Source organism: Mangrovimonas sp. TPBH4 (genome assembly GCF_001280505.1).
GTDB lineage: Bacteria > Bacteroidota > Bacteroidia > Flavobacteriales > Flavobacteriaceae > Mangrovimonas_A.
In genome coordinates, this window is sequence record NZ_LBIO01000057.1 from 132,622 (window position 1) to 159,320 (window position 26,699).

Annotated in this window: 23 protein-coding genes; 5 read left to right on the forward strand and 18 right to left on the reverse strand. The window is 39.8% G+C overall.

Translation table 11 applies throughout. The features are described 5' to 3' along the window. Window position 1: 1 nt before the first annotated feature. The 6 genes from ZA05_RS13545 to ZA05_RS13570 form a co-directional block, all read right to left on the reverse strand. Entirely contained in the window at window positions 2-1,786 is a 1,785-nt protein-coding gene (locus ZA05_RS13545) for an OstA-like protein (RefSeq protein WP_053992227.1), read from the reverse strand. A 125-nt stretch (window positions 1,787-1,911) separates the two neighbouring features. After that, the gene (locus ZA05_RS13550) at window positions 1,912-3,186 is read right to left on the reverse strand and encodes an adenylosuccinate synthase (protein ID WP_053992228.1); all 1,275 of its coding nucleotides are present in this window, start codon (window positions 3,184-3,186) and stop codon (window positions 1,912-1,914) included. Between the two features lie 8 nt (window positions 3,187-3,194). Beyond that, complete coding sequence (locus ZA05_RS13555; protein ID WP_053975577.1) at window positions 3,195-3,650, reverse strand: Fur family transcriptional regulator; 456 nt, start codon at window positions 3,648-3,650, stop codon at window positions 3,195-3,197. A 26-nt stretch (window positions 3,651-3,676) separates the two neighbouring features. After that, a complete protein-coding gene (locus ZA05_RS13560; protein WP_053992229.1) occupies window positions 3,677-5,887 on the reverse strand; it encodes a bifunctional (p)ppGpp synthetase/guanosine-3',5'-bis(diphosphate) 3'-pyrophosphohydrolase in 2,211 nt (736 codons plus the stop codon). Between the two features lie 166 nt (window positions 5,888-6,053). Further along, window positions 6,054-6,695, reverse strand: coding sequence for a DUF4386 domain-containing protein (locus tag ZA05_RS13565; protein ID WP_053992230.1), 642 nt, complete (start codon window positions 6,693-6,695; stop codon window positions 6,054-6,056). A 103-nt stretch (window positions 6,696-6,798) separates the two neighbouring features. Next, a complete protein-coding gene (locus tag ZA05_RS13570) occupies window positions 6,799-7,557 on the reverse strand; it encodes an SDR family NAD(P)-dependent oxidoreductase (RefSeq protein WP_053992231.1) in 759 nt (252 codons plus the stop codon). A 206-nt stretch (window positions 7,558-7,763) separates the two neighbouring features. On the opposite strand from ZA05_RS13570, the gene ZA05_RS13575 reads away from it, so the two are divergent. Beyond that, window positions 7,764-9,992, forward strand: coding sequence for a tetratricopeptide repeat protein (locus ZA05_RS13575; RefSeq protein ID WP_053992232.1), 2,229 nt, complete (start codon window positions 7,764-7,766; stop codon window positions 9,990-9,992). A 20-nt stretch (window positions 9,993-10,012) separates the two neighbouring features. Here ZA05_RS13575 and ZA05_RS13580 read toward each other — a convergent pair whose 3' ends face one another. The 3 genes from ZA05_RS13580 to ZA05_RS13590 form a co-directional block, all read right to left on the reverse strand. Beyond that, window positions 10,013-10,990 (reverse strand): DUF3365 domain-containing protein, encoded by a 978-nt coding sequence (locus tag ZA05_RS13580; protein ID WP_053992233.1) that lies wholly within the window; start codon window positions 10,988-10,990, stop codon window positions 10,013-10,015. Window positions 10,991-11,224: 234 nt separating this feature from the next. Next, window positions 11,225-11,749 carry a hypothetical protein gene (locus ZA05_RS13585; RefSeq protein ID WP_053992234.1) on the reverse strand — a complete coding sequence of 175 codons (525 nt, stop codon included), beginning with the start codon at window positions 11,747-11,749 and terminating at the stop codon, window positions 11,225-11,227. Between the two features lie 141 nt (window positions 11,750-11,890). Further along, on the reverse strand, window positions 11,891-12,544 hold the full coding sequence (locus ZA05_RS13590; RefSeq protein ID WP_053992235.1) for a porin family protein: 654 nt from the start codon (window positions 12,542-12,544) through the stop codon (window positions 11,891-11,893). A 359-nt stretch (window positions 12,545-12,903) separates the two neighbouring features. On the opposite strand from ZA05_RS13590, the gene ZA05_RS13595 reads away from it, so the two are divergent. Next, entirely contained in the window at window positions 12,904-14,535 is a 1,632-nt protein-coding gene (locus ZA05_RS13595; RefSeq protein WP_053992236.1) for a BCCT family transporter, read from the forward strand. Window positions 14,536-14,543: 8 nt separating this feature from the next. Here ZA05_RS13595 and ZA05_RS13600 read toward each other — a convergent pair whose 3' ends face one another. Together ZA05_RS13600 and ZA05_RS13605 are read right to left on the reverse strand one after the other, a co-directional pair. Then, entirely contained in the window at window positions 14,544-15,779 is a 1,236-nt protein-coding gene (locus tag ZA05_RS13600) for a M48 family metallopeptidase (protein ID WP_053992237.1), read from the reverse strand. Window positions 15,780-15,810: 31 nt separating this feature from the next. Continuing rightward, window positions 15,811-16,608 (reverse strand): RNA methyltransferase, encoded by a 798-nt coding sequence (locus ZA05_RS13605; RefSeq protein WP_053992238.1) that lies wholly within the window; start codon window positions 16,606-16,608, stop codon window positions 15,811-15,813. Window positions 16,609-16,646: 38 nt separating this feature from the next. On the opposite strand from ZA05_RS13605, the gene ZA05_RS13610 reads away from it, so the two are divergent. Continuing rightward, window positions 16,647-18,674 (forward strand): T9SS type A sorting domain-containing protein, encoded by a 2,028-nt coding sequence (locus ZA05_RS13610; RefSeq protein WP_053992239.1) that lies wholly within the window; start codon window positions 16,647-16,649, stop codon window positions 18,672-18,674. A gap of 14 nt (window positions 18,675-18,688) precedes the next feature. Here the strand turns inward: ZA05_RS13610 and ZA05_RS13615 are convergent, their stop codons facing one another. Beyond that, window positions 18,689-19,759 carry a DUF3810 domain-containing protein gene (locus tag ZA05_RS13615; protein WP_053992240.1) on the reverse strand — a complete coding sequence of 357 codons (1,071 nt, stop codon included), beginning with the start codon at window positions 19,757-19,759 and terminating at the stop codon, window positions 18,689-18,691. Between the two features lie 87 nt (window positions 19,760-19,846). On the opposite strand from ZA05_RS13615, the gene ZA05_RS13620 reads away from it, so the two are divergent. Then, window positions 19,847-21,310 (forward strand): aminoacyl-histidine dipeptidase, encoded by a 1,464-nt coding sequence (locus tag ZA05_RS13620; RefSeq protein WP_053992241.1) that lies wholly within the window; start codon window positions 19,847-19,849, stop codon window positions 21,308-21,310. Between the two features lie 65 nt (window positions 21,311-21,375). On the opposite strand, the gene ZA05_RS13625 is transcribed toward ZA05_RS13620, so the two are convergent. Genes ZA05_RS13625 through ZA05_RS13635 form a run of 3 tightly spaced genes read right to left on the reverse strand, consistent with a single transcriptional unit; the run spans window position 21,376 to window position 24,113 of the window. Next, window positions 21,376-22,554: a peptidylprolyl isomerase gene (locus ZA05_RS13625; protein ID WP_369793862.1), complete on the reverse strand. Its 1,179-nt coding sequence runs from the start codon at window positions 22,552-22,554 to the stop codon at window positions 21,376-21,378. Between the two features lies 1 nt (window position 22,555). Beyond that, entirely contained in the window at window positions 22,556-23,101 is a 546-nt protein-coding gene (gene gldI, locus ZA05_RS13630; RefSeq protein WP_053992242.1) for a gliding motility-associated peptidyl-prolyl isomerase GldI, read from the reverse strand. Beyond that, window positions 23,094-24,113, reverse strand: a complete 1,020-nt coding sequence (locus ZA05_RS13635) for a bifunctional oligoribonuclease/PAP phosphatase NrnA (protein ID WP_053992243.1) — start codon at window positions 24,111-24,113, stop codon at window positions 23,094-23,096. The genes gldI and ZA05_RS13635 overlap by 8 nt, the downstream gene beginning before the upstream one ends. A 160-nt stretch (window positions 24,114-24,273) precedes the next feature. On the opposite strand from ZA05_RS13635, the gene ZA05_RS13640 reads away from it, so the two are divergent. Next, on the forward strand, window positions 24,274-24,693 hold the full coding sequence (locus ZA05_RS13640; RefSeq protein ID WP_053992244.1) for a nucleoside-diphosphate kinase: 420 nt from the start codon (window positions 24,274-24,276) through the stop codon (window positions 24,691-24,693). A gap of 70 nt (window positions 24,694-24,763) precedes the next feature. Here ZA05_RS13640 and ZA05_RS13645 read toward each other — a convergent pair whose 3' ends face one another. The 3 genes from ZA05_RS13645 to ZA05_RS13655 form a co-directional block, all read right to left on the reverse strand. Next, window positions 24,764-25,060: a DUF721 domain-containing protein gene (locus ZA05_RS13645; RefSeq protein ID WP_053992245.1), complete on the reverse strand. Its 297-nt coding sequence runs from the start codon at window positions 25,058-25,060 to the stop codon at window positions 24,764-24,766. Further along, window positions 25,060-25,485 carry a lipocalin family protein gene (locus ZA05_RS13650; RefSeq protein WP_053992246.1) on the reverse strand — a complete coding sequence of 142 codons (426 nt, stop codon included), beginning with the start codon at window positions 25,483-25,485 and terminating at the stop codon, window positions 25,060-25,062. The genes ZA05_RS13645 and ZA05_RS13650 overlap by 1 nt, the downstream gene beginning before the upstream one ends. An 84-nt stretch (window positions 25,486-25,569) precedes the next feature. Next, complete coding sequence (locus tag ZA05_RS13655) at window positions 25,570-26,649, reverse strand: DNA replication/repair protein RecF (protein ID WP_053992247.1); 1,080 nt, start codon at window positions 26,647-26,649, stop codon at window positions 25,570-25,572. Window positions 26,650-26,699: the final 50 nt, after the last annotated feature.

The following is a 26,699-nucleotide window of genomic DNA, read 5'->3' on the forward strand; positions in this document are numbered from 1 at the left end:
TCTAACCTTTTTTGGAAGTTTGAGACAATGGCTTTTTTAAGAGCTTTTTGCGTTGAATACTGTCCTGTATAGGCGTAGGGATGTTTCTCGCAGCCTTATTCTCTCGGTCAGGGTTCTTTTCTTCGGCCTCTTTTACACGCTCCAGCATAGCTTCGTCCACAAATTCTTCCTGTGGTACATAAGGAGCCAGACCTCTTATGACAGGGAGATCCAAAGGAGGATCATCCTTGAATAGGTCTTCAACACTTTTGGGGCGCTCTTCTTCACGCCAGTCGAAACCTCTAAACTTTCGGGCATTTTCAGGAAACTGTGAATCGGGATAAAGCTCTCCATCAATTTGATTTATCAACCTTATTTCCGAAATGGTATTTTCTTCAATTTGAATATTGATACTTCCTGATTTGGATTTATCGATACCTACCAATTCCTGTTTGTCATCCCTAACATAGTTGATGACTTCCGCATTTTTAATAATGTCTACATTGTAGAGGGCATTGTCACGGAACAATCCAATTAAACGTTGCCCTTTTACTTGGTTGAAGCCACCGCCGATAGTGTCCTTACTAATCAAGAAGGCATTTTCAAATACTTTCAAGGAATCCAATTGTTCCTTTTTGGTATTGGTAATTAAATGAATGGAATCCCCTGTCATTTGGTTCCCTAAATTCCAGATCACAGGATTGCGCTTTGTGGCAAAAATATCTTTTGAAGACAAACGCTCTAAATTGATCAGTTGGGTAAGCCCTGTTTTTTGGTCGGCATGAATGGAGTCTGCCTTGCCACTCATGTCACTTTTATACATTTTGGCATTATAATAGGCTCGCGTGATTCGGTGTTCAGGTTTTCCAGTAACCATGAGGGTGTCTGCATGAATGTAGATGGAATCATTCTCCTGAACTGCGATAGCCAAGGCTCTTTTGGTAATAAATACCGAATCTTTTGCACGGTAGACTTCGGCGTAGTGTCCTTTGATAATACTGTTGTTGATAGTGTCTGTGACCTTTATATTGTTGGTGGCCGAAGCGAAACTTCTGGCCCGATCAAAGTAGAGGCTATCGCCTTCTACAGTGCGCTGTTCATAATCGATGCGCGAATTTTTTATAAAATAACCGGTATCATTATTGGTGTCGTAAAAACCGCGTTCACAATAAATATTGTTGTTTTCTCCCTTAATTGTGGATGGTCCGTACATGTAGGCGCCTCCTGTTTCGGTATAGAAATCAAGTTGGTGAGTATTCAGGGTATACTGAGGGTTTACCAACACCACATCCTGAACAAACTGGTATTTCTTGGCGTTCATATAATACCTCCCAATTTGGCTGGTGATGGTTCCGGAAGTATCTCGAACTACTTTTCCTCGTGTTTTGTAATAAGCTTGTTGCTTGGCCCTGTCAAACCAAAGGGTGTCGGTTGTTAGGACTGATTGAGGTTCGGTAAGTACTACATCACCACTGGCAAAAGCCAATTGGGTAATACCACTGTATTCAACATATTTGGAAGTCATGTTGATAGTATCGCCTTGTTGCATGTGCACATTGCTGAAGGCTTCTATAAAATTTTCGTTTTTATAGTAAATGGCCTTGTCACAATACATATTAATCCCTTCGTGTACTACATGGATCTGTTGCTTGTCGTCCCGAATAAAAGTGGTGACTTCCTTGCCCATGGTACTGTCCCTAACTGTAAAACCTGAGTACTCAATTTGGATACGTTTGTTTTGTGCCCAAAGGGGAGTCGTTAAAAAGCCACAGAGAAGGAGGATTAATACGAATTGGTAGACTTTCAAATTTCAAAGATTTGGTTCAAAAATAACTATTAAATAAAGGCTTTGGTGTGCCTTAACACTTTTTTTAACACAAAAGACCTGCTAAATTATAACATAGAGCAGGTCTTTTTTAGTATGATTATAGATTATTGTCTTACGATAGTTTGTTTTCTATCAGGTCCTACCGATACAATGGTAATTGGAATTTCAAGTTCTTTTTCCAAAAAGTCGATGTAGTCGTTCAATGCTTTTGGCATTTGAGAGGCTTCGGTCATTTCGGTAAGGTCTTCATTCCAACCCTTAAACTCAGTATAGATAGGCGTTACGTTTTCTTCTTCTATATTGAAAGGTAAATGTGTAATCTCTTCTCCTTTGTAATTGTAGGCGGTGCATACTTTTAGCGTTTTAAAACCAGAAAGTACATCTCCTTTCATCATGATCAATTGGGTAACACCATTGATTTGACATGCATATCTAAGGGCTACCAAATCCAACCAACCACAACGTCTTGGACGTCCCGTAGTGGCACCAAATTCGTGACCTACTTTTGCCATGGTTTCTCCATCGGCATCAAATAATTCTGTTGGAAAAGGTCCAGAACCAACACGTGTAGTGTAGGCTTTGAAAATTCCAAATACTTCTCCAATTTGCGTTGGAGCAATTCCTAAGCCAGTACAAGCTCCTGCAGCGGTAGTATTGGAAGAGGTTACAAATGGATAGGTTCCAAAATCAATATCCAACAACGATCCCTGGGCGCCTTCGGCCAAAATAGTCTGTCCAGACTTCATGGATTGGTGCAAATACTCTTCAGAATCGATAAAGGTCAAGGTTTTTAAGGTTGCGATAGCCTCAAAAAACTCTGTTTCAAGTTCCTTTAAGTTGTATTGAATATCTACATTGTAAAACTTGATCATATCCTCATGCTTGTCTGCAAGAGAACGGTATTTGTCTTTCCAGTCGGCCAATTCAATATCACCAACTCTAATTCCGTTTCTTCCGGTTTTGTCCATATAAGTAGGGCCAATACCTTTAAGAGTGGAACCAATTTTAGCTTTTCCTTTGGAAGCTTCGCTCGCTGCATCCAATAAACGGTGTGTCGGTAAAATGATATGGGCTTTTCTAGAGATCAATAAGGCTTTTTTGTAGTCTACCCCTTGTTCAGCCAATTTATCCAATTCCTTTTTAAAAATAACAGGGTCTATTACCACGCCATTTCCAACTACATTTACCGTGTCTTCATGAAAAATTCCAGATGGAATGGTATGCAGCACGTGCTTTTTGCCATTAAATACCAAGGTGTGTCCTGCGTTAGGGCCACCTTGAAAGCGTGCAATAATATTGTATTTGGAGGTCAATACATCAACAATTTTCCCTTTGCCTTCGTCCCCCCATTGTAAACCAAGTAGTAAATCTACTGCCATTATAAAAATTAGTTAGGTTGTTTGTTTTTCGTTCCGTAAAAGTATAGTGAGTGATTTGATATAGAAATATCAAATACCTCTTCAATCGTTTTTTTGATCGATTGAATTCTAGGGTCACAGAACTCGATAACTTCACCGGTGTCGGTCAGGATTACGTGGTCGTGTTGCTTATCGAAATATGATTTTTCATAGTGCGCTTGGTTTTGACCAAACTGATGTTTACGAACCAAACCACATTCCAATAGGATTTCTATAGTATTGTACAGTGTAGCACGACTCACACGATAGTTTTTGTTTTTCATTTTGATATACAAAGACTCGATATCAAAGTGCTCTTCACTATCATAGATTTCCTGAAGTATAGCGTAACGCTCCGGTGTTTTACGGTGACCTTTCTCTTCCAGAAAATTGGTAAATACATTCTTTACAATTTCCTGATTCGTCTGTTCTGTTTTTACACTCATAATTAGGTTGCAAATTTACACATTTTTTACACTCTACTCACCTTATCAATACCATTAATTTTTTTCAGGTTATCAATGAGCTTTTTCAGCATGGAATTATTTTTAACAATCACGTTGATTTTTCCAGAGAATATCCCATCATCAGACTCGAAACTGATGCTTTTCATGTTCACGTGCATGTTGGAAGAAATCACCTTGGTAATATGATTTACCAATCCCAAATTATCAATACCCGATAAGGTGATAATGGCAGAGAATTCTTGTTGCGAGGAATCTATCCACTTAGCTTGCATAATTCTGTAAGCGTAGTTGGATTGAAGACTCAGAGCATTTGGACAGTTTTTTTTATGGACTTTAATCCCTTCGTTAATGGTTAAAAATCCAAATACAGGATCTCCTGGAATCGGGTTGCAGCAACTGGCCAATTTATAGTCTAATTTTTCTTCCTCCTTGCCAAATACAAGCATGTCGTATTTGGAAGTCACTTCTTCCTTATCCAGGTCTTCTTTGGAAATATTTTGCCTTCTCGAGATCTTGTTTTTAATGAAACTCATCAAGGCATTGCTTCGCGAGGCAGCAAAGTCCTTCAGCATACTGTTGTCTATAGTGCCAACACCAACGCGATAAAATAGGTCGAGGCTGGTTTTAAGCTTAAAGTAAACTACCATATCATTTACAGCTTTCTCATCCAGTTGAATCTTCAGCTGCTTCAACTTTCTCCTCAAAATTTCCTTGCCATCTTCACCAATACGTTTCTTCTCTTCTCTAAGCGAAGATTTAATTTTGCTTCGGGCTCTGGCCGTTGTGGCATAATCCAGCCAGTTGGCATTGGGTTTGGCATTCTCGGAGGTGAGGATCTCCACTTGATCCCCACTTTTTAGCTCTTGGCTTAACGGTACCAATTTTCCATTCACCTTGGCACCTCTGGTTTTCATGCCAACTTCTGTATGGATGCTAAAGGCAAAATCCAGAGGGGTAGCTCCTTTCGGGAGTGATTTCAGATCTCCTTTTGGGGAGAACACATAAATCTCTTTGGAATAAAGGTTCAATTTGAACTGTTCCACGAAATCCACAGCATTGGTTTCGTTGCTTTCCAAAGCTTCCTGTAGCTTGTCAATCCATGTGTCTAAGGCATCCTCAGCATGGCCGTGTTTATATTTATAGTGGGCTGCATAGCCTTTTTCGGCAATTTCATTCATCCGCTCACTTCGAATCTGAACTTCCACCCAACGTCCTTTCGGCCCCATCACGGTGATGTGCAAAGCTTCATAACCTGTCGATTTGGGTGACGAAATCCAGTCCCGCAATCGGGTAGGGTTGGGGGTAAAGTGATCGGTGACGATGGAATAAATCTTCCAAGCCAAGAATTTTTCATTCGCAAAATCCGATTTGTAGATAATCCTCACCGCAAACTTGTCGTAAACCTCGTCAAAGGATACGCCCTGTTTGATCATTTTTCTCCGAATGGAGAAAATGGATTTTGGACGGCCCTTGATTTCGTAATTCAAGCCTTCATTGTCCAAGGCATCAACCACTACTTTGGAAAAGGCTTTGATATAGGCATCTTGCTCTTCCTTACTTTCCTTGATTTTAAGGAGGATGTCGTTGTAAACTTCCGGTTCCGTATATTTTAACCCAAGGTCCTCCAATTCGGTTTTGATATTATAGAGGCCTATACGGTGTGCCAAAGGCGCATAAATATATAGCGTTTCCGAAGCGATTTTTTCCTGCTTGTCCGTACGCATGGAATCCATGGTCTGCATGTTGTGCAGGCGGTCCGCGATTTTGATGATGATTACCCTAACATCATCATTAAGGGTCAATAACATCTTTCGGAAATTTTCCGCTTGGGTGGAGACATCGGTTTCCTTACTCAAAGAAGAAATCTTGGTAAGTCCGTCCACAATTCTAGCAACGGTTTCCCCGAAGAGACGTTCTATGTCATCCTTGGTGTAGTTTTCGTTGTCCTCAACCACATCATGGAGTAAGGCCGCAGCAATGGAAGTAGCGTCCAATCCAATTTCCTGAGCCACAATTTTGGCCACGGCAATAGGGTGGAAAATATATGCTTCTCCAGATTTACGGCGCTGTCCATTATGGGCTTCCACGGCCACGTCAAAGGCGTGGCGTATGAGTTTTTTATCTTCTGTGGTTAATGTTTGGTAACTTACCTTGAGAAGTTCCTTGTAAGCCTTGGCAATGGCTGCATTTTCCTTTTCTATCTCTACTTCTGTCATAAATCTAAAGTAAGGTAAAGAAAATAAATGCGCAATAGTTTTAACGGCTTTTTGAGGGTTTTACTAAGCTTGAAATAGGAAAAGTCTAGGCTGGTAAATATTTAAATATTTGCGCTGTAGAAGATTGGTTATGCACAACCTGCCAGTTATTCGAAAATATTCCTTGTCAACTAAGTTGGGAAGGTGTGTTTTTTCCACATTTTATCAATAGCCAAATGGCAAAGGCCATTTCTCCAATAATACTAGGAATGGCCACCAGGGCTAAAAAGATATTACTATAGTTTTGGTAATTGGCTAATAGAAAATGTGCAGCCGTATCCACCATATACATTAGTCCTGCTAGTATCAAAAAGAGTGCGGTTATTTTAGGAGTCTTTATGATACGACCCAGAAGTATGAGATGAATTCCGAAAAAGAACAAGCCAATTAGCCAAATGGTATTAAAAAGGTTTACCAAATGCAATATGTCTTTAGCTTCGGTAACTTCCAAAGTTTGCACTAGGGCAAACACGGCAACTCCCATGATAGCGGCATGCATCATTCGGAATAAGGTGCTTAATTGCGTTAAAAAATGATGCTTGTAAAGTTCATTCAAAGCCCAGGCTACTACAACATCGAAGACAACCGTAAGCAAAAAGGCCATAATTCCAAAGCGCACCATCAAATGGCTTTTGGTTATTGTTTCCTCTGGGGCATTGAGCAGGGCTTCCAAAACAAAGAAGTTCGCAAAAATAGCAGCGAAAAAAATAATGAGATAGCTACTCCCAGCAATTAGGGCGAGAGTTCTAGGGGTATTGTTTATGGGCATGGTAAATTGATTGGCTGTGAGCTTTTTGGCTAATTTAAGAATTATCTCTATTAGCTAAATGATATATGTTTAGCTGGTTTTATTTAAAATTAAAGGAGAGGTTCTAAATCATCTGTCCTCCGGAAACCTCAATTCTTTGGGCATTTACCCATTTGGCATCCTCGGAACATAGAAATGCCACCACACTTCCAATATCATCTGGGAGCCCTACACGGCCCAGGGCTGTCATGGAAGCGATAAAGGCATTCAATTCTTTATTGTCCCTAACTGCACCACCGCCAAAGTCGGTTTCAATGGCTCCAGGAGCCACAACATTCACACGGATTTTGCGTTCGCCCAATTCTTTGGCCATGTATTTGGAAAGAGTTTCAACGGCACCTTTCATGGCCGCATAGGCGGCATATCCGCCAATGGCAAAACGTGTTAAGCCAGAAGAAATATTAACGATACCGCCTCCATCATTCATTACAGGCAACATTTGCTGGGTTAGAAGAGCGACACCTTTGAAATGAATATGGTACATATTATCAAACTGGGCCTCGGTGGTTTCAGTAAAGGGAGCATAGGCACCAATACCGGCATTGTTCACCAAATAGTCAATTTTATCGGAGCCAAAGGAGCTTGCCATTTCGGTTTGTACTTGCTTTATAGTTTCAGGGAAACTGCTAGGGTTTGTGACGTCTAAAGATAGGGCAATGGCTTTTTGGCCAAGGGCTTCTATTTCCGCAACCACTTCATTGGCTTTATCTTGATTGCTTTGGAAGGTTAAAACAACATTGAGTCCCTTTTTGGCAATGGCCAATGCCATGTCTTTGCCCAAGCCGCGACTTCCCCCGGTTATAAATGCTACTTTTGCTGTCATCTTGCAATATGGTTTTTAGTTTGTAAAGTTCTGGGAGGTTAATTGGAAATGGAAGATGAGGAATTACTAAGGTAGCTATTTTTTCTTAACTGCTTGCTTGAAATGCTCTAGGCTTTAAACGTTTGATTTTCTTACATATGTTTCGAGTATTCTTTGGTATTTATTTGTAAATTTGGTAATAATCAATGAGTTCCAAATAATTCAATATGCTCCCAATACAACGTTGTTTGCCCCTAATATTCCTTCTGTTTTTAACTATTTTTTCGTGTAAGGATGAAGGCTATGTCGACAAAAAGGACTTAGCAAGTGCCCCTCCCATGGCTACGTTTTTGGGAGACGAAGCCTGTATGTCCTGTCATCAGGAAGCTTATAACGATTGGAAAGGTTCTCATCATGATTTGGCCATGAAAGTAGCCGATTCTGTTTCGGTGCTTGGAGATTTCAATAATGTAGAATTTCCATACAAAGGAGGCAAGGCCACGTTCTATAAAAAAGATGCCAATTTTTATGTGAATATTCCCGGGCCGGATGATACCTATCAGGACTACCCGATAAAATACACCTTTGGATACACACCGTTACAGCAATATATTGTGGAGTTGGACAAAGGCAAAATGCAATGTCTTACGATTGCGTGGGATAGTGATAAACAGCAATGGTTCAACCTATATCCCGAGTTAGAGTTGCGGAGCGATGAATGGATCCATTGGACAGGAGGAGGGATGCGTTGGAATACAGCTTGTGCTGATTGCCATTCCACCGATTTACATAAAAACTACGATCCAGTTTCGGAATCCTATAATACGACTTTTAAAATTATCAATGTAAGTTGTGAAGCTTGCCACGGGCCAGCCAGTAACCATGTGAAATTCTACGAAGAAGGTGAAGATCCTATCTATAAAAGTAAATTGACCATGACGCCCGATACGGCACCTCAAACCTTGGTGAATCAATGTGCGCGTTGTCACTCAAGAAGGACTCAACTTACCAAGGATTTTACGCATGATGAGGCATTCTTGGATCAATATTTACCGGCACTTTTAACACAGCCTTTATATGAGCCCGATGGACAGATTTATGACGAGGTGTATGTGTATGGATCCTTTGTGCAGAGTAAAATGTATGAAAACGGAGTGTCCTGTCGCGATTGCCACAATGTTCATTCCCTAAAGTTAAAAGAGCAGGGTAATGCTCTTTGTTTGAATTGTCATGCACCTACTGTTTATGATACGGAAACCCATCATTTTCATATGGCAGGTACAGAGGCGGCCCAATGCGTGAACTGCCATATGACAGGGCGAACGTATATGGGGAATGATTTTAGAAGAGATCACAGTTTTAGAGTGCCGAGACCCGATCAGAGTTTGGCTTATGGCACACCAAATGCGTGTAACAGATGCCATGAGGATAAAACCCCAGAATGGGCCTTAAATGCCCTCAAGACTTTAGGGAAAACCAAGGCTATTGATGCCAAAGACCATCCTTCCGATTTTTTATTGGCGGGTTATGCTGGTGATAAAGATGCCTTTCACACTTTGGCGTCAAATCATCAGGCTTCAGAATTGCTTCGTGCGACCGCTTTGAGCAATTATGGAAACATGGCATTGACTTCAAAAGAATTGGAGCAATTGAAAGCCTTTTTGAAGGATTCGTCGGCTTTGGTGCGTAATGAGGCAGTAACAGTTTTGACTCAAATTGGGGATACAACTAGTGTTAAGGAAGTTTCTAAACTTTTAAAGGATTCGGTGCGAGTGGTACGTATTACTTCAGCTAAATATTTGGACATTTATGGTCATGGAACCTCTCAAATGGATGGTTTTGCCGAAGGCCATAGGGAGTTTGGGGAGTTTCAGGAAATGAACTCCGATTTTTCATTGGGGCAGGTACAGATGGCTGAGCATCATTATTTAAAAGGAAATATGGAAAAAGCTATTGCGGCCTATGAAAAAGCCATTTCGTTTGATAGTTATAACAATAATGCAAGAAACAATTTGGCATTGCTATACTATCAAAACGGCGATTTTGAAAATGCGGCAAAATATTATAAAGCCATTTTAGAGTTTGAACCCGCTAATAGCTATCCATACTATATGTTGGGCTTGTTGTATAATGAAATGGGGCAGGACGAGATGTCCTTGAAATATTTGGGTGAAGCCTGCCAAAAAGAGCCCTTTAATTTACGCGCATATTACAATTATGCCTTAAAACTTCAGGAAGCCAAGAATTTTAAATTGTCTTCGCAAGTTTTGAATAAAGCACTGCAATACGATCCTAACAATACCGATTTGCTGTACATTAAAATGATTGCGGCCATGAATACAGGCGATTTAAATACGGCACGAGCTATTTGTAAGGGATTAATGGAATTGTACCCAGAGGATCCTAGGTTTTATAAACTACTGAAGGAATTGGAGCAGCCTATGGGGGCAATGTAATCTCTGGTTAGTTTTATTACTTACTCGGGCTTATCCATTTCAATGACCCAAATCCCACGCAGTTCATCTATACCATATCCTGTGGCTAAATCTTGTGGGTATTTTTCCTTAAGCGTCATTAAGGTTTCAGGCGTAATGTCTTTGTCTGGGGTGCCGTGGCACTGTAAACACATTTGATTGGTCATGATAGGGTAGTAACCTATTAATTTTCCGTTGTCTTCAACCATTTTAGGGCTTGCTTCTCCTGTGGCTGCAATATCTTGTTTTGCCACTGCGATATAGTCTAGTTCCTTAGCATTTGCTAGATTGTTTGGGTTTCTGTTTTTGTCTGAAACACGTTTCACATTGGCGTGCAGTTCGGTAGACATACTATCTGTAAGAACAATGGCTCTTTCGTTGCAAAATTCCAAAGCTCCAGCAGTGCCTTTGGTTTGGATGGCGGTTAACAGGTTTTTGCCCAAAACCGCTTTAGTGGATAGGGCAATGCTCATTCCTTTCTTGAGGTAATCTTGGGTACCGGTTTCAGAATACTTCATCAAATCGGCTTCGCGTTGTTGGTGATGGGTTTCAAACCAATCCGGTTGATCCAATTTAGCTCTATAAATATAAGTGGCTACAGCTTCTAGTTGGGCTTGGGAATAGCCTAGTTTGGGCATTAGCCCAAAACGCTCTACAGCTCTGGGCATTTGTGAATTTTCTATTTTCGGGGTATTTAAAAAACTGGCTACGGACTGAACAAATTCAGCTTCCGTCATATCCGGTTTTAAATAGTGGTCCTTAACAGCAATGAGTGGTGGGGCAATTCTTGTGGTTGGGTTGCCGGCAGGAGCATGACAGGTCACACAGTTTTGGGTCACAATGCTATGGGCTTCCTCAAAGGCTTCTTTGCTTATAGGGGCTTCTTGAGCAATGGTTTTGGTTTTGGCGGTTTCGGCGCAGCTTACAAGGGCTAAACTTAGTCCAAGAACTAGGGTTTTGGAGATGTTGGATATTTTCATTTGGTAAGTTTAAAATGGACCTTATTTGTTAAGGTTTTTAGGCCATATAAAAGTAAGGAATTTTTGCCCAGGTATTAGGGTTTTGATGAGAGATATTGTGGGTTTTAATGCTAAAAATCAATAATTTCTAGGATTCCTTTTATTCTTCTTGGCAAGGGTAATTACTTGAAAATAGAGTGGTTTGTTTTCTTCAAGAAAAATAACCGCGCGAATGTTATCTCGCGGGAAAGAATCTTATTGGATATCTTTCATTTTTTCTTTCATTTGATTTCCAAAATAAAAATACATAACAATATAAAGTGGCATGCCTAAGAGGAAATACATTAGAACTCCCTCTGTGCCATAATCGTCATTAATTACCTTGTAAAACTTGTTTTGATTTAAGAATGATTTAATTAAAAAAACAAAGTAAAGAATGGTTGCTATAGCATTTATTGACACAGAAACAGAAGTCAAATAGTTGGCGCTTATTGCAAAAATAGAAGTTGATATATTGGTGATTAGAAGTACACAGAAGAGGATGAATGCTACCTTGGAATTTCTTTTAAATGAATTATATAGAGTTTCCGCGTAGTCATATGTTTTGTTATCCATATTTCCCGTAAGCTCTAATGTTTCTTCTGAAAATCCTCTTTCTCCTAGTATTGAAATAGCTGTGGCTCGAACAGAAATGTCATAACCATATTGACGATAATTTTTTACAACATCCATAAGTTTTTTGTCATCAAGATGTTTTAGGCGTTCAGAGTAATCTGTCATTATATGGGGTTTGGTTAGTTTTGTAAATTTTCTTCAACTGTATGGGAGCCATTGGGTTTGGTATTTTTGGCGATGCTATATCCAGTATACCCACCAAGGGCAGCACCCAGCATACAGAAAAGGTAAATTATATAAAAGTTTCTAAAAAAGATATTCTAATCCTAAATTTAAGACAGAGGATTTTAGGTAATTGTTGCGTTCTATAAGACCAAAGAAATATCTTGAATTGAGTCCAATTTTTTCTGAAAATTTAAGCCCTAATCCAAAAGTGAGTCCGAAATCAAATTTGTCATAATCAATATCATTAATTTCATTGGTAGTATCTCCAAATTGCTCAGCGGGGTTTACTATTAACTTTTCTGTTCTGTCTAAAATATATCCAAATTGAGGACCACCTTCCATGTAAAACTTTTCAGAAAAAAAATACTGAGATACTATGGGTATAACAATGGTAGATTCGGTAATTCTAGATTCAAAATCTCCTACAATATCGGGACCATATTCGCTTGTAAGATGAATATTTTCACTTACATATCTAGCGCCTTGTGATGCAAAATTAAGTTCTGGTTGCAATTTGAAATTATTGTTTATTTCAAAATTTAGTATGCCCCCTAAATAGAACCCAAATTTACTTGAGTAGTGTATTTCTTTAAAGCCGGCCATGGGGTATCGAGGTGAATAACTTGAGTAATTAGCACCTGTTTTTATTCCATAGGTTAAATTCGAGTTTTGGGCTGATAATGTAATGTTAAATAAAGAAGATAATGCAATTAATAGTAAAAGAGGTTTTCTCATTGTCTTGTATTTCAAGGTTGGTATTGGTTGGTGTAAGGTGTCTTGTTTTGAAGGACCTTAATTTTTTATAACATGCACCCAAGATACTAATTTGAAAGTATTTTCTGATTACAAAAGTCGTTGTAAGGTGTATTACATTTTATGAGCTTAGAATTAGAGGGCGGAACTCTAACGAATGTAAATCTTAGTTTTGCATTCAATAGCTTGTTATCGAGCGGTTTACTTTTTAATGCGTATATTTGTAAGACCTTGTTCCTGAATAGTTTTCTGCGCCCACTGTTCGCTTTTTTCAAGTTTTTCCATGGTGCTTTCAGGGCTACAATTCTGATATTCTAACATTAGCGAAATCCACGTTTGATATGGAGCACAAAAAAAAGAAGAAACCTCTCCTTAATTTGTATTATCCAGTTACCATTCCTGCAACCCTGATTATTTTGGGCTTTGTATTGGTGACCTTAATTGTTGGGGAGCCCATAGAACGTCTTTTTGAAAAGTGGCGTGATGTACTTTATGATCAAGTGGGCTGGTTGTTCATCATCACGGTGAGCACTATGTTGGTTATGAGTATTATTATTGCTTTTGGACCCTTCGGAAGAATCCGTTTGGGGGGCCCTAAGGCAGTCCCTGATTATTCCGATTTTTCTTGGTATTCCATGTTGTTTTCAGCAGGTATGGGCATCGGTTTGATTTTTTATGGAGTGGCCGAGCCCATTCAGCATTTGGTCAATCCTCCCATTCCGGTGGCAACAGAGGCCAAGGCTGCTGAGCAGGCCTTTAAATTTACCTTCCTGCACTATGGTTTCCATCCTTGGGCGGTTTATGCAATGGTGTCTTTAGGTTTTGCCTTTTTTACTTTCAACCGAAAATTACCGTTAAGTGTCCGTTCCTTGTTTTTTCCAGTTTTAAAACATCGCATCAATGGTTTGTTTGGACATGTTGTAGATGTACTGGCTGTAATTGCTTGTTTGTTTGGCCTGGCCACAACCTTGGGGTTTGGGGCTGCTCAGATAGGTTCGGGGCTCAACTATTTATGGGGGATTCCCAATACCACATATACGCATGTGATATTCATTATTGTGGCTACGGTTATAGCGTCGTTTTCCATTGCTTCTGGTTTGGACAAAGGGGTAAAAGCTTTAAGTGTATTCAATATTAGGCTTACCCTTGTTTTTATGGTGGTGATGCTCTTCATTGGGCCTTCGGTATTTATCATCGACTCCTTGATTGAAAATATTGGGAATTATTTACAGAATGCGATCCAATTAGGGACCTATACCGAGGTGTATAGTAATACCAAATGGCAAAATAATTGGACCATTTTCTATTGGGCCTGGTGGATTGCCTGGAGTCCTTTTGTGGGGATTTTTATTGCGCGTGTGTCCAAAGGGCGAACCATTAGAGAGTTTCTAACAGGGGTAATTTTAATTCCTAGTGCTTTTTCATTTCTTTGGTTTACTGTTTTTGGATCTTCAGCAGTGTATTTGGAACTTAACGGGTTGGCTCCTATAGGGGCTGAGGTCGATGCCAATATTTCCACTGCCTTGTTTGCTATGTTGGGGGCCTTTCCCATGTCTAAAATCATGAGCTTTGTTGGGGTATTACTTTTGGTAAGCTTTTTTGTCACTTCCTCAGATAGTGGTTCTTTAGTTGTAGACTTTATTACTTCCGGAGGGAAAATGGATTCCCCGGTTTTACAACGCTTGTTTTGGGCGGCCCTTTTGGGACTGTTGTCGGCAACCCTATTAATTGGCGGGGGCTTGGTAACATTACAAACTGCTGTCATGCTGGCCGCATTGCCGTTTTCATTGATCCTTTTGGCCATGTGTTATAATTTGGTCATTGCCCTAAATAGGGAGCGACTTAAAAATTTGAGGTTAAGTGTAAAACGCCGTCAAAAAATGCGAGCTACTTTAATTGAGAAGCAGTTGGAGGACTTGGATATTTTAGACGTTGACGAGGACGAAGATGACGAGGAATTAACCTCGAACTAAAAACACGCTTAGTTTTGATGTAAATTGGATACCCGTTGCAATAAGGTAGGATGCGAATAGTGTACCCAAACATAGGCGGGGTGTGGTGTAAGGTTGCTCAAACTGTTTTTGGAAAGCTTTTTTAGTCCGCTTACCAATGGCGCTGCTTTATAGGTGTTTTTGGCATAGTCGTCTGCTTGATATTCAAAAGCACGTGAAAAATGGTTCATCACCAAACTTGTCAATTCCGAAATTGGTGCATACAACAATCCAAAAGCCACCAAGCCCACATGGAAACTCGGAATACTCACGCCCAAGGCATGCGATAATAGGGGATTGGAAATAAAAATGGATAGAATAAATAAGGTTGCTCCAGTTAGTAATAGCGAGGCTATTAAATTAAAAATGATATGGTGTTTTTTGTAGTGTCCTACCTCATGTGCCAATACAGCTACAATTTCATCTTCTTCCAAATCCTTGATAAGCGTATCGTATAAAGTCACACGTTTTTGACTTCCAAATCCAGAAAAATAAGCATTGGCTTTGGTGGAGCGTTTGGAACCATCAATCACAAAAATATTGTCCAGTTGAAATCCAACCGATTGTGCATATTCCGAAATTTTTTCACGCAAGGGACCATCTTCCAAAGGACTTTGTTTGTTGAACAGAGGCACAATAATTTTGGAATAAAACATATTCATTACCACAGAAAAAAGTGCAATGACGCCCCATGCATATAACCAAAAGTGTTCTTGGGTAAGTTGATAGATCCAAATAATCAAGGCCAGCAAACCTCCTCCCACAATAGCGCCCATGAGGAGACCTTTAAGCTTATCCAAAATAAAAGTGCCCTTACTGGTTTTATTGAATCCAAAACGCTCTTCAATTACAAAAGTTCGGTAGTAAGAAAACGGTAGACTCACCAACTGACTTGCTAACATGATAATTCCAAAGAATATCAAGGCAATGACAATAGGATGGTTGCTGAAATTTCGAGCCCATTGGTCTACATACTCAAAACCGCCAAAGATTAAAAAGGCAAGTGTTGTTAGTATTGAAAAACTGGAACTCCATAAACCAAAGCGATAATTGGTGGCTTTATAAGCCTGTGATTTTTTATAGTCTTCTTCATCATATACATCATGCAATTCTTGTGGAATAGGATCTTTAAAATGTTTGGCGTTTAGGGCGTCCAACACTTTGTCGACGATAAAATCCAGAATAATAATGGCAATGATGATATAGAATAGGGTTTGGGAGTTCATAAGAGTTTAGAGGAAATAAATGGATTTTTGATTATAAAAACTGACGCTGTCTTTTGGCTTCAAATATCAAGATACCAGCAGCCACCGAAACATTCATGGAATCAATAGCGCCTTGCATAGGAATGATAATGTTTTGTCTTGAATTGGTTCGCCATTCGTCGCTAAGACCGGTATCTTCGGTGCCTACCACCAAAGCTGTGGGGCCCGTGTAGTCTTGGGTGTGATATCCCACCGAAGCCTGTAGCGCAGCGCAATACATGGCAATGTTGTGGTCTTGTAAAAAGGTAATGATATCGGAAGTGCTGCCCACGGCAATCGTATTGGTAAAGACACATCCCACGCTGGAGCGGATGATATTTGGGTTGTATAAATCGGTTTTGGGGTTAGCGATAATCACGGCGTCCACATTGGCAGCATCGGCCGTACGGAGTAAAGCGCCTATGTTTCCTGGTTTTTCAGGGGCTTCGGCAACCATGATTAATGGGTTTTTCGACTTAAATGTAAGTTGCTCCAAATTGTGAGCTTTGGATTTAGCAACAGCCAAAATACCTTCTGTGGTAGAGCGGTGTGCCAACTTTTGATATACTTCCTTTGAGATTTGTATGGTTGGGATAGATGGGGCTGATAAGGTTTTAAGTTGGGCTTCCGGAAATAACTCAGGATAAAATAAAATAGTATCAACGTTATAGTTGCCCTTGATTGCCAGGCTAATTTCTCTTTCTCCTTCAATGAGAAAAAGTCCTGTTTTTTTACGTTCACGGGATTTCTCCTTTAGTTGAAACAACTCTTTAATGTAGGAATTTTGAGTACTGATTATTTCTTTTCTCACTTATTAACAGTATATTGGTAGTGCAAATTTACATTTTTATGAAGCAAAAATTACTTTTTTTCGCCTTATCCCTTTTCTTTTTTAGTTTCCAAGCACAGGTAATTGTTGATTGTGATGAAGGGCCTTTGTTTGTTACGGCTTGTTACGAAAACAATAGCTATAATGAAGTCACTTATACAAGTTCCAATGGAAATCCGTTGATGTTAATGTTAATAGGAGGGGCTATTGAGGATGGAAATGACACCTTGAAAATATTAGATACTGGTGGCTCGAACCTTTATTATCCTGCCGGTCAGGTTGTTCCGGGAACGTTTATAATGTCTGCAGGAGATTCTATTACCTTTTCTGTAGTGGCGAATGAAACTGTGAGTTGTGCCTCAGGTGAACTAGAGCTTAGTGAAGGCATTAGTTATATGGTATATTGTGTTGATTTCCAGGAGGCGGTTGATGTGGAATTAGGAGCAGATCAGAATATATGTGAAGAAACACCTACTGTATTATTGCAGGCGGAAATATCTTCGACTAGTACATTTAATTATGAATGGTATCAAGATGGCATCTTGATTTCTGGGGCAACAACAGATGAGTTGGTGGTAACCGAATCGGCTTATTATTCAGTTATTATTTATGACCCAATACAGGAAGTTCCAGTTGGGGCAGACGCCACCTTAGTGAATTTTATAGATTGTGAAAACTCAGGATTAATTCATGTAAATATATTTTTGGACGCCAATAGTAATTCTGTTTTTGATACCGGTGAAGCTTATTTTGACCAAGCCCAAATAACCTATGAGTTGAATGATTCAGGTTATTTTAGTGGTGTAATGTCCAATACAGGGAGTTTTACTTTATACACCTCTCAGGAAAGCGATTCCTATGACTTTAATTTAAGCTTACAACAAAATTGTTATTATTCTAACACAACAACGCTCTCAGATATTACCGTTTCCAATGGAGCGGAAATAACACTTGATTTTCCAATTATGGAAATTGAGGACTGTGAGGATATGTATGTCCATCTTTACACATACTTTCCTCCGATACCTGGTTTTTCATATTATAGTATTATTCAACTAGAAAATTATGGTACTCAACCTAATTCAGGAGAATTGGAGTTTGTTTTGGATGAATCTTTGCCTTTGAGTGAGCTTGTGGTGAATGACTCACCAAATTATACCATAATTAATACTTCGACTGGGTTTATATTGGAATTTATGGATATTGAGGGAGGTTCTGAAATATATATACCTGTAACAGTGGTATGTCCCACAACGCTAGCATTGGGAGAAACTGTTACTAATTCTGTTACTTATACATCAAATACAGATGAAATAAATACCAACAATAACACTGCGAGTTTAACTGAAACAGTTGTTGGATCTTATGATCCAAATGATATTATGGAAAGCCATGGGCCACAAATTCTTTATGATGAGTTTATAACTTCAGATGAATATTTGTATTATACCATTCGCTTTCAAAATGTGGGGACAGCCGAAGCTTTCGAAGTGAGAATTGAGGATGTCCTGGATGTTCAATTGGATGAAAGCACTTTTGAAATGTTGCATTCCAGTCATGATTATGTCGTTACCCGAACGGGCAATCTATTGGTTTGGCAGTTCGATGACATTAATTTGCCGAGTGAAAGTATGGATGAGCCTGAAAGCCACGGTTACGTTCATTTTAAAATAAAACCTGTTTCAGGTTATGGAGTGGGAGATGTTATTCCTAATTCTGCGGCTATCTATTTCGACTTTAATGACCCCGTAATTACCAATACATTCTCTACCGAATTTGTAGAGACACTTTCGGTAGAAGATCAGGAGACTGCTGAGTTTTCAATTCATCCAAATCCAGCAAATGATATGGTCTATATTCAGATAGAAGAGGTTTCTTCAGAATTGAGGGTAAATGTTTTTGATGTGCTAGGGAAGCGAGTTATGGAAACGTCCTATGCCCAAGAACAAGAAATGGCATTGGATGTGTCTTCCTTGGAAAGCGGTATTTATTTTGTTCAATTGCATAACGGAACAAGAAAAAGCATTAAAAAACTTATCGTAAAATAGTTGGGTAGAAAAGCTTAATGCTCTGGATTGGCCTCAAAATAATTAACCAATAGTGCCACCACATAGCTGTAACTTTCCATGCCATCGGTTTGGTTATTGGCCTTTAAAAAATTGTCATAAGTAGTTTTGAATACCGGTTCCAATGGGTTTTGGTAACGCATCCAAAAGTCACGTGATTCCTGGTAGTTTTTTAATACCCCTTTATTCACTTTGGTCAGCATTTCATCATACGTTTCGGGATTCCTACGGTAGATTTCCAAAAGACAGTGGCGTAGGGCAAAAGCATATCCTGAATATTGAAAATACTTATCAGGATGGTGTATAGCGGCCATACAGCCTATAAAATTGGCTTCATTTTCTGCGGCATATCCCAATTGGTGTGCCACTTCATGACTGGCAGTTGTAGGGTACTTCCAAATAGGGATCATGCCGTCTATTTGAGCTTCATTGGTAAACGGATTCAAATAGCCACTAAATCCCATATAGGTAAGTGGTAAACTATAAATCGAACATTTGATACTTTTTGGAGTATATGCCAAATGGGGGTATTCCATTGAAAGGACTTCATACCCTTTGGGAACCGCTTTTATCAATTCCGTTTTCTTATAAGGCATGACCACCGGAAGCGTATCATTGTAAGTGATCGCAGTATGCAAGGTGTTGACCTTTTCGGTAAGGCGTTCTGCAGTGGCCAAAAGGGCTTCCGTGGTATATTCTTTTTCCAGTCCTAAAGATTCGTGGAGGGGCAGACGGTAGTAATTAAAGGCCCATAATATATGAAAGGCCAAATAGCCCATCGACAAGGCCATAAGCACATCCACACCCCAGGATTTGAAATCCTTGAGCATGCGTTTTCTATTGATGTAGAGCCATCTTAAAATGTAAATGGTGGCCAGGGTGTATAGAAGATCACCCACCGAGAAAGGAACCCATCCAAAGGTAAAACGCATGGATTTGGAAATCCAAACATATAGTCCGTGGCTGTACCAGCGTTCTACAAATTCGGGGAACTTCGCGATAAGTTTGATAAAGGCGATTTGAAGGAGAATCGAAAAGGCAATAAAGAGGCGGCCAAAGTTCTGCATACTTCAAATGTAATAAAAAGAAGCAGATCTGTGTCTCTTAATTGTGGACTTCAATTTGTACCTTTGTGCAACTTTAAGCTAATACATATGAATTCAGAAATAAGACAGTTGGAACCAAAGGCGTTATGGAATAAATTTGCCGATTTGAATGCAGTTCCAAGACCGTCAAAAAAGGAAGAACGCGTCATTGCGTTCATGAAGGAATTTGGTGAAAACCTAGGTTTGGAAACCATCGTGGATAAGGTAGGCAACGTGATTGTCAAGAAGCCTGCAACTCCTGGGATGGAGGACAGGAAGGCCATTGTGATGCAATCGCATTTGGATATGGTGCACCAAAAAAATAACGATACCAATTTCGATTTTGATACCCAAGGCATCGACATGTATATTGATGGCGATTGGGTACGGGCCAAAGGCACTACCCTTGGTGCGGATAACGGTTTGGGAGTGGCTACCATTATGGCCATTTTGGAAAGTAGCGATATTGAGCACCCAGCCATTGAGGCTTTGTTTACCATAGACGAAGAAACGGGGATGACCGGTGCTATGGGATTGGAAGGTGGTTTGTTGGAAGGTGAGATTTTGTTGAATCTTGACACTGAGGAAGATGACGAAATCGGAGTAGGTTGTGCCGGAGGAGTCGACGTAACGGCTACCCGCAGTTATGAAGAGGAAGAAACTCCAGAATTTAAAATGGGTTTCAAAATTGAGGTGAAAGGACTTCAGGGAGGCCATTCTGGAATGCAGATCCATGAAGGTTTAGGCAATGCCAACAAAATCATGAACCGTTTATTGTTTGATGGGTTTGAAAACTTCGGTTTGCGAATTGCAGAAATCAACGGAGGTGGTTTGCGCAATGCCATTCCTAGGGAAAGCAAAGCCATTGTAGCCATAGATAGCATGCACGAAGAAGTGTTTATTGCGGAAACCAATGATTTGGCCAATGACATTAAAGCCGAATTGAAAACCATGGAACCTGATTTGGAGATCATCGTGACCAAAACCGAAACACCAGAGCACATCATGGACCTAGGCGTTCAGGAAGGGTTTACAAGAGCCTTGCATGCTGCTTGGAATGGGGTGTACCGTATGAGTGCCGATATTCCTGGTTTGGTGGAAACCTCTAATAATATTGCCAATGTGGTGATAAAAGATGGGGAAATTAAAGTGGGATGTTTGACCCGCTCTTCTGTGGAAAGTTCTAAATGGGATTTGGCAAACACACTTAGAGCTGCTTTTGAACTGACAGGTTGTGAAGTAGAGTTCAGTGGGGATTACCCAGGTTGGACACCGAATATGGATTCTGATATTTTAAAGGTGATGGTGCCTTTGTACAAAGAACTGAACCAAGGTGAAGAACCTCATGTAGCGGCTTGCCATGCCGGTTTGGAATGCGGTATTTTAGGAACCAATTATCCAGAGATGGACATGATTAGTTTTGGGCCCAACATTAAGGGAGCACACTCTCCGGATGAACGCGCCCAGATTTCTTCTGCTCAAAAATATTGGAAGTTTGTATTGGAAATCCTTAAGGCGATTCCAAAGAAATAAAAATTATATATCCAAAATAAAAAAGCCGCTTAATAGCGGCTTTTTTATTTATATGGATTGAAATATTATTCTGCGTCCTCAACCAATTCAATAATGAAAATCAAATCTGATTTTGCAGGAATAGGACCCATGGCACGCTCTCCGTATGCCAAGTGGTATGGCAGATAGAAATATGCACGGTCTCCACCTTTTAAAGCAGCAACACCTTCCTTAAATCCAGGAATCATATTGGCGTCTGGGCTCACTTTCATTGGCATTGGTTGATATCCACCTTGTTGGTCTCTCATTTCGTTGAACATTCCATGTCTTTCAGAAACGTCCTTAACGTTACTGTCAAATAAACGACCATCGGCAAAGTAACCTTCGTAGTTTACTTTTACCATATCTCCAGTGTTTGGTTTTTCACCAGTTCCTTCAGTAATCACGAACATTTTCAATCCAGAAGGAAGGGTAGTAGCCTTGGCTTCGTAACCATCTAAGGTAGCTTTAAAAGCAGCCCCAGCTTCAGCATTTTGAGCTTCTTTGGCCAAACGCTCTTCTTCGGCTTTTTTCTTAGCCTCTTCTCTTAAGGCTTTTTGTTTTTCCTTGATTTTAGGAAGTTCTTCCATATACACTTTTGGCGCATCGAAGTTTTTCGCAGCCGATCCTTTTCTGATGATGTTTAATTCTTGGATCACCACATCTTCTTTTGGCTTGTCGCCAGGTTTAGACGTTTCCACATTGGAAATACTGTCTTGGATTTCAAGACCTAAAACCAACTCTCCAAAAACAGCGTGACGGTTGTTTAGGTTTGGAGTAGGTACTTCGGTGATGAAGAATTGACTTCCATTGGTAGCAGGACCTGAATTGGCCATAGATAAAATACCTGGCTTGTCATGCTTTAGGTCTGGGTGAAATTCATCCTCAAATTTATATCCTGGATCTCCAGAACCTGTAGCAGTTGGGTCACCTCCTTGGATCATAAATTGATCGATAACGCGGTGGAAGGTAGTACCGTTATAGTATTTTTTTTCTTTAAATTCTTCCTTTACCATTGGGTGATTTCCTTCGGCAAGGGCAACAAAATTTGCAACGGTTACCGGAACTTTGTCGAAATATAACTTGGCGACCATGGTTCCTTTGTTGGTAACAAATTCAGCATATAAACCATCCTCTAGGTCAGGATACTTGTCGTTACATGCCGTGGTTGTCATTAAGGCAACAAGAAAAAATAATTGCAATACTTTGTTTTTCATGTTTCTCATATTAATCATTTTGGGTTTGGGTTATAGTATTAACTGTGACTTTACAAATAAGTGGGGTATTGGTGCCAATTCTGTTGGAATCACCATAGTACCCATAGGCTTTTTGGGACGGGAAGAAAAAGGTTACCGTTTCTCCAGGTTTCATTAATTTAAGACCCTCACGAAGGCCTGTGAACAGCTCTTCCTTGTCCATGGCATAATCCATTGGGACAATTTCTTCTTCGGAATAGATTTGGTTGCCACTTAAATCGGTGACACTATAATCGAAGTTGACAATGTCTCCAAAATTTGCCGTGATGGTATCCTGTTCAACCTTGGTATTATAGTAGTACCAAAATCCGCTTTCTGAAGCTATATAGGTATTGCTGGTGTCTTTTTGAATGATACCTTCAATGAATTCGCGTTCCTTTTGATTGAGTTTAATATTGCGCTCTACCGATAAATTGATAAAGGACCCCTTATTGACCGTGACCGGTTTTCGGGCTTCGGGAGATTTACAGGCCATGGCACAACTTGCCAAGAGCCCTATTAGTATATATTTATTCATGATTCAGGACATGTTTATAGCTCGGTAATATACTAATAAATTTTTCAATAGTGGCCTCAAGGGACAAATCGCTTTTTCCTCCGGCTGCATTGGTATGGCCGCCGCCTTCAAAATGGGCGCGGGATAATTCGTTCACCGAGAAATCCCCCTTGCTTCGCAATGAGATTTTTACAATGCCTTCCTGTTGGTTTTCAATAAAGATTACCGCCAGTACAATGCCTTCTACAGAGAGTCCGTAATTCACAAAACCTTCGGTGTCTCCTTTTTTAAAGTTGAAGGTGTTTAGGTCTTCTTGTGTCAATGAAATATAGGCTGTTCTATATTCTGGCAAAACCGTAAGGTTGCTTAAGGCACGGCCTAACAGTTGCAGGCGTTCAAAGGAATTGGTGTCGTATATATTGTTGTGAATCTGTGCGTTTTCGGCACCTTGATCTATTAAATGGGCAATCACTTTATGGGTAGTACTCGTAGTAGACGCAAAGCGGAAGGACCCCGTATCGGTCATGATTCCAGTGTAAAGGCAGGTGGCAATCTCTGGATTGATGGATCCCAAATCCCCCAACATGTCAATGAAATGATAAACCATTTCGCAGGTAGAGGACATGCCCACTTCAGAGTAGGTGTAAAGGGCATAATCGTCTGGTTGCTGATGGTGGTCAATCATTATTTTAATGGCTTCCGAAGTCTTAACCGGTGTTTCCATATCACCTATGCGATTCAGGGCATTAAAATCCAAAGTGAAAATCAAATCGGCATTTTTAATAAGTACATCACTTTCTTTACGGTTGAACTCATATTTTAGAACAAGGTCATCGGCGGGCATCCATTTTAAAAAGTCGGGATAGTCGTTTGGAGCAATGACCCTTACTTCGTGGTTCATGTTTTTAAGATAATGGTATAGGCCTAAAGAGGCTCCCATGGCATCCCCATCTGGATTCTTGTGAGGGATAATTACAACATGTTTTGGTCTGCTTAAAAGCGTTTGGATGTTCTTGATATCTTGCTTTGTCATAGAGGGCGAAGATACAATTTTTTAATAATGGTTTATGTGGTTTTTATGAAGAAATGCATTACTTTTGCACCCAAATTACGGGGTGCCTACAAGTTAAAGGCTGTGTAGTCAAACCGTTATGGAACACTAACGTAAAATCTGAATAATTTAATATATTAAAATGGCAACAAATAGAACATTTACAATGCTTAAGCCAGATTCTGTTGAAAAAGGGAATATTGGTGCGATTTTGGAGAAAATTACAGCTTCTGGATTTAGAATTGTAGCAATGAAATTAACTCAAATGACTTCTGCAGATGCTGAGGCTTTCTATGCAATCCACAAAGAAAGACCTTTCTTTGGAGAGTTGGTGGAATATATGACTCGTGGTCCTATTGTAGCAGCTATCTTGGAAAAAGAAAATGCTGTTGAGGATTTTAGAACTTTGATTGGAGCTACTAATCCTGCTGAAGCAGCTGAGGGAACGATCCGTCAAATGTATGCTGAGTCTATTGGGGAGAATGCTGTTCACGGAAGTGATAGCGACGAAAATGCTGCCATTGAAGGTGCATTCCACTTTGCAGGAAGAGAAATGTTTTAAGGTACATGTACCTTAAACAAAAAAACGCAACGGTACCGTTGCGTTTTTTTGTTTTTATAAGGTTTTGATTTTAACGAAGTACAAGGGTTTTGATTACTTCCTTGCCCAAGGATTCGTTGAGCATGCTGATAATTTTTTCCTTACCGTAACTCAATTCTTCCCGAAGTACACTAGAGCTCAATTGTACGTAAAGTGTATCGCGCTCCAATTGAATGGCTGTGGTATAGTTGTTCACGCCATTTCCCATCATCTTTGCCCAGGCATCCCTCACATCTATTTTGTCTAGGCCGTCCTGCAGGTTGTTGGTATCTACAAATTCCTTGAGTACCTCACTGATGCTTAAATATTCACTGTGCCGTTTTGCCATTAATTGATACGTTCTAAAGGTTCGTAACGACTGTAAAGGTACAAATCTTTCCGCGCATTGAGGATTAAAAGTTTGTCCTCGGTAGCCTTCAAGACGGTTTCCTTCCAGTTGGAAAAAGGAGTGGTATACTCCAAAATCAAACTGTCATTTTGTATGATAGCCTTAATATTTTCCGCATCGCCAGAAGTTTTAAACTTGCCTTCCAAAGTAGGGGTTAATTTTTTTCTAAAACCAACTAGGCTGTCATTGACCTCTATGAAATCGATAGAGTTACTAAAAGTGTATTCCTTTTTAGAGCCATCTGCCAAGGTGACTTCCTTGATTTCCCAGTATCCATTAAGGTGTTGAAGGGATGTCTCTGGATTTTTTCCACAATGGAGTAAGGTGAAACAGGCTAAAACCGTAAAGAAAAGTTTGAATTTCATCTACTGTAAACTTTGAAATCCAAAGGTCTGCCATACTTGTTGAAAATACAAGGATTGTCTTTTCTTTTTAAGAGGAAAGAAGATTTACAGTTTAAAAATCTTGTAAGATTGGTGAATTTGCTTGATGATACTTTCCGTACGGTCCGCATGGGTATCGCTTAAAAACAATTGCCCAAAATGTTCGTGGTCCACCAAACTTATAATCTGGGCTACGCGATGTTCGTCCAGTTTGTCAAAAATATCATCCAAAAGTAGGATGGGAGTAACGCCACTTTGTTGTTTTATAAAGTCGAATTGTGCCAGTTTTAAGGCAATTAAAAAGGACTTTTGCTGACCTTGACTTCCAAATTTCTTGATGGGGTAATCCTCTATTTCAAAGTTAAGGTCGTCCTTATGGATGCCTCTACTAGTGTATTGCAAAGCCTTGTCCTTATTAAGGTTTTGGGCGAAAAGTTCTAATAGGTCGTGCTCAAAAAGATCGCTTTTATAGCTGAGATTCACCGTTTCCATGCTATTGCTAATGGCTTCATAGCGCGATTTGAAAATAGGAATGAAAGTTTTTAAAAATTCATCACGGGTTTTAAAAATAGCGGAGCCGTACTGGTGCAATTGTTCGTTGTAAACTTCCAAGGTTTGGGCATTGAAGGTATTGTTTAAAGCGAAAAACTTCAATAAGGCATTCCGTTGCGAAAGCACCTTGTTGTAATTGATGAGGTTGTTTAAATACACCTTATCACTTTGCGAAATCACACTGTCGATAAACTTGCGTCGGGTTTCGCTACCTTCCAGAATCAAGTCCCTATCGGCAGGAGAAATGATCACCAATGGAATAAAACCTATATGATCACTAAACTTGTCATATGCTTTGCCGTTACGTTTAATGACCTTTTTCTGTCCCTTCTTCAGGGATACAATAATTTTTTCGGAGCGCTCTTCACGGTCAAAAACACCATCGATTACAAAAAAGTCCTCACCGTGTTTGATGTTTTGTGAGGCGATGGGGTTGAAGTAGCTTTTTCCGAAGGATAAATGGTAAATAGCATCCAATACATTGGTTTTTCCAATGCCGTTGGCCCCAACAAAACAATTGATTTTGCTATCAAACGTAAAGGATTGGCTTTCAAAATTCTTATAGTTGATTAATGAAAGAGACTTTAAAATCATAAAATGAGAATGTAAGATGTGTTTTTGCTCCAGTTCTGCAAAAGGCGGTG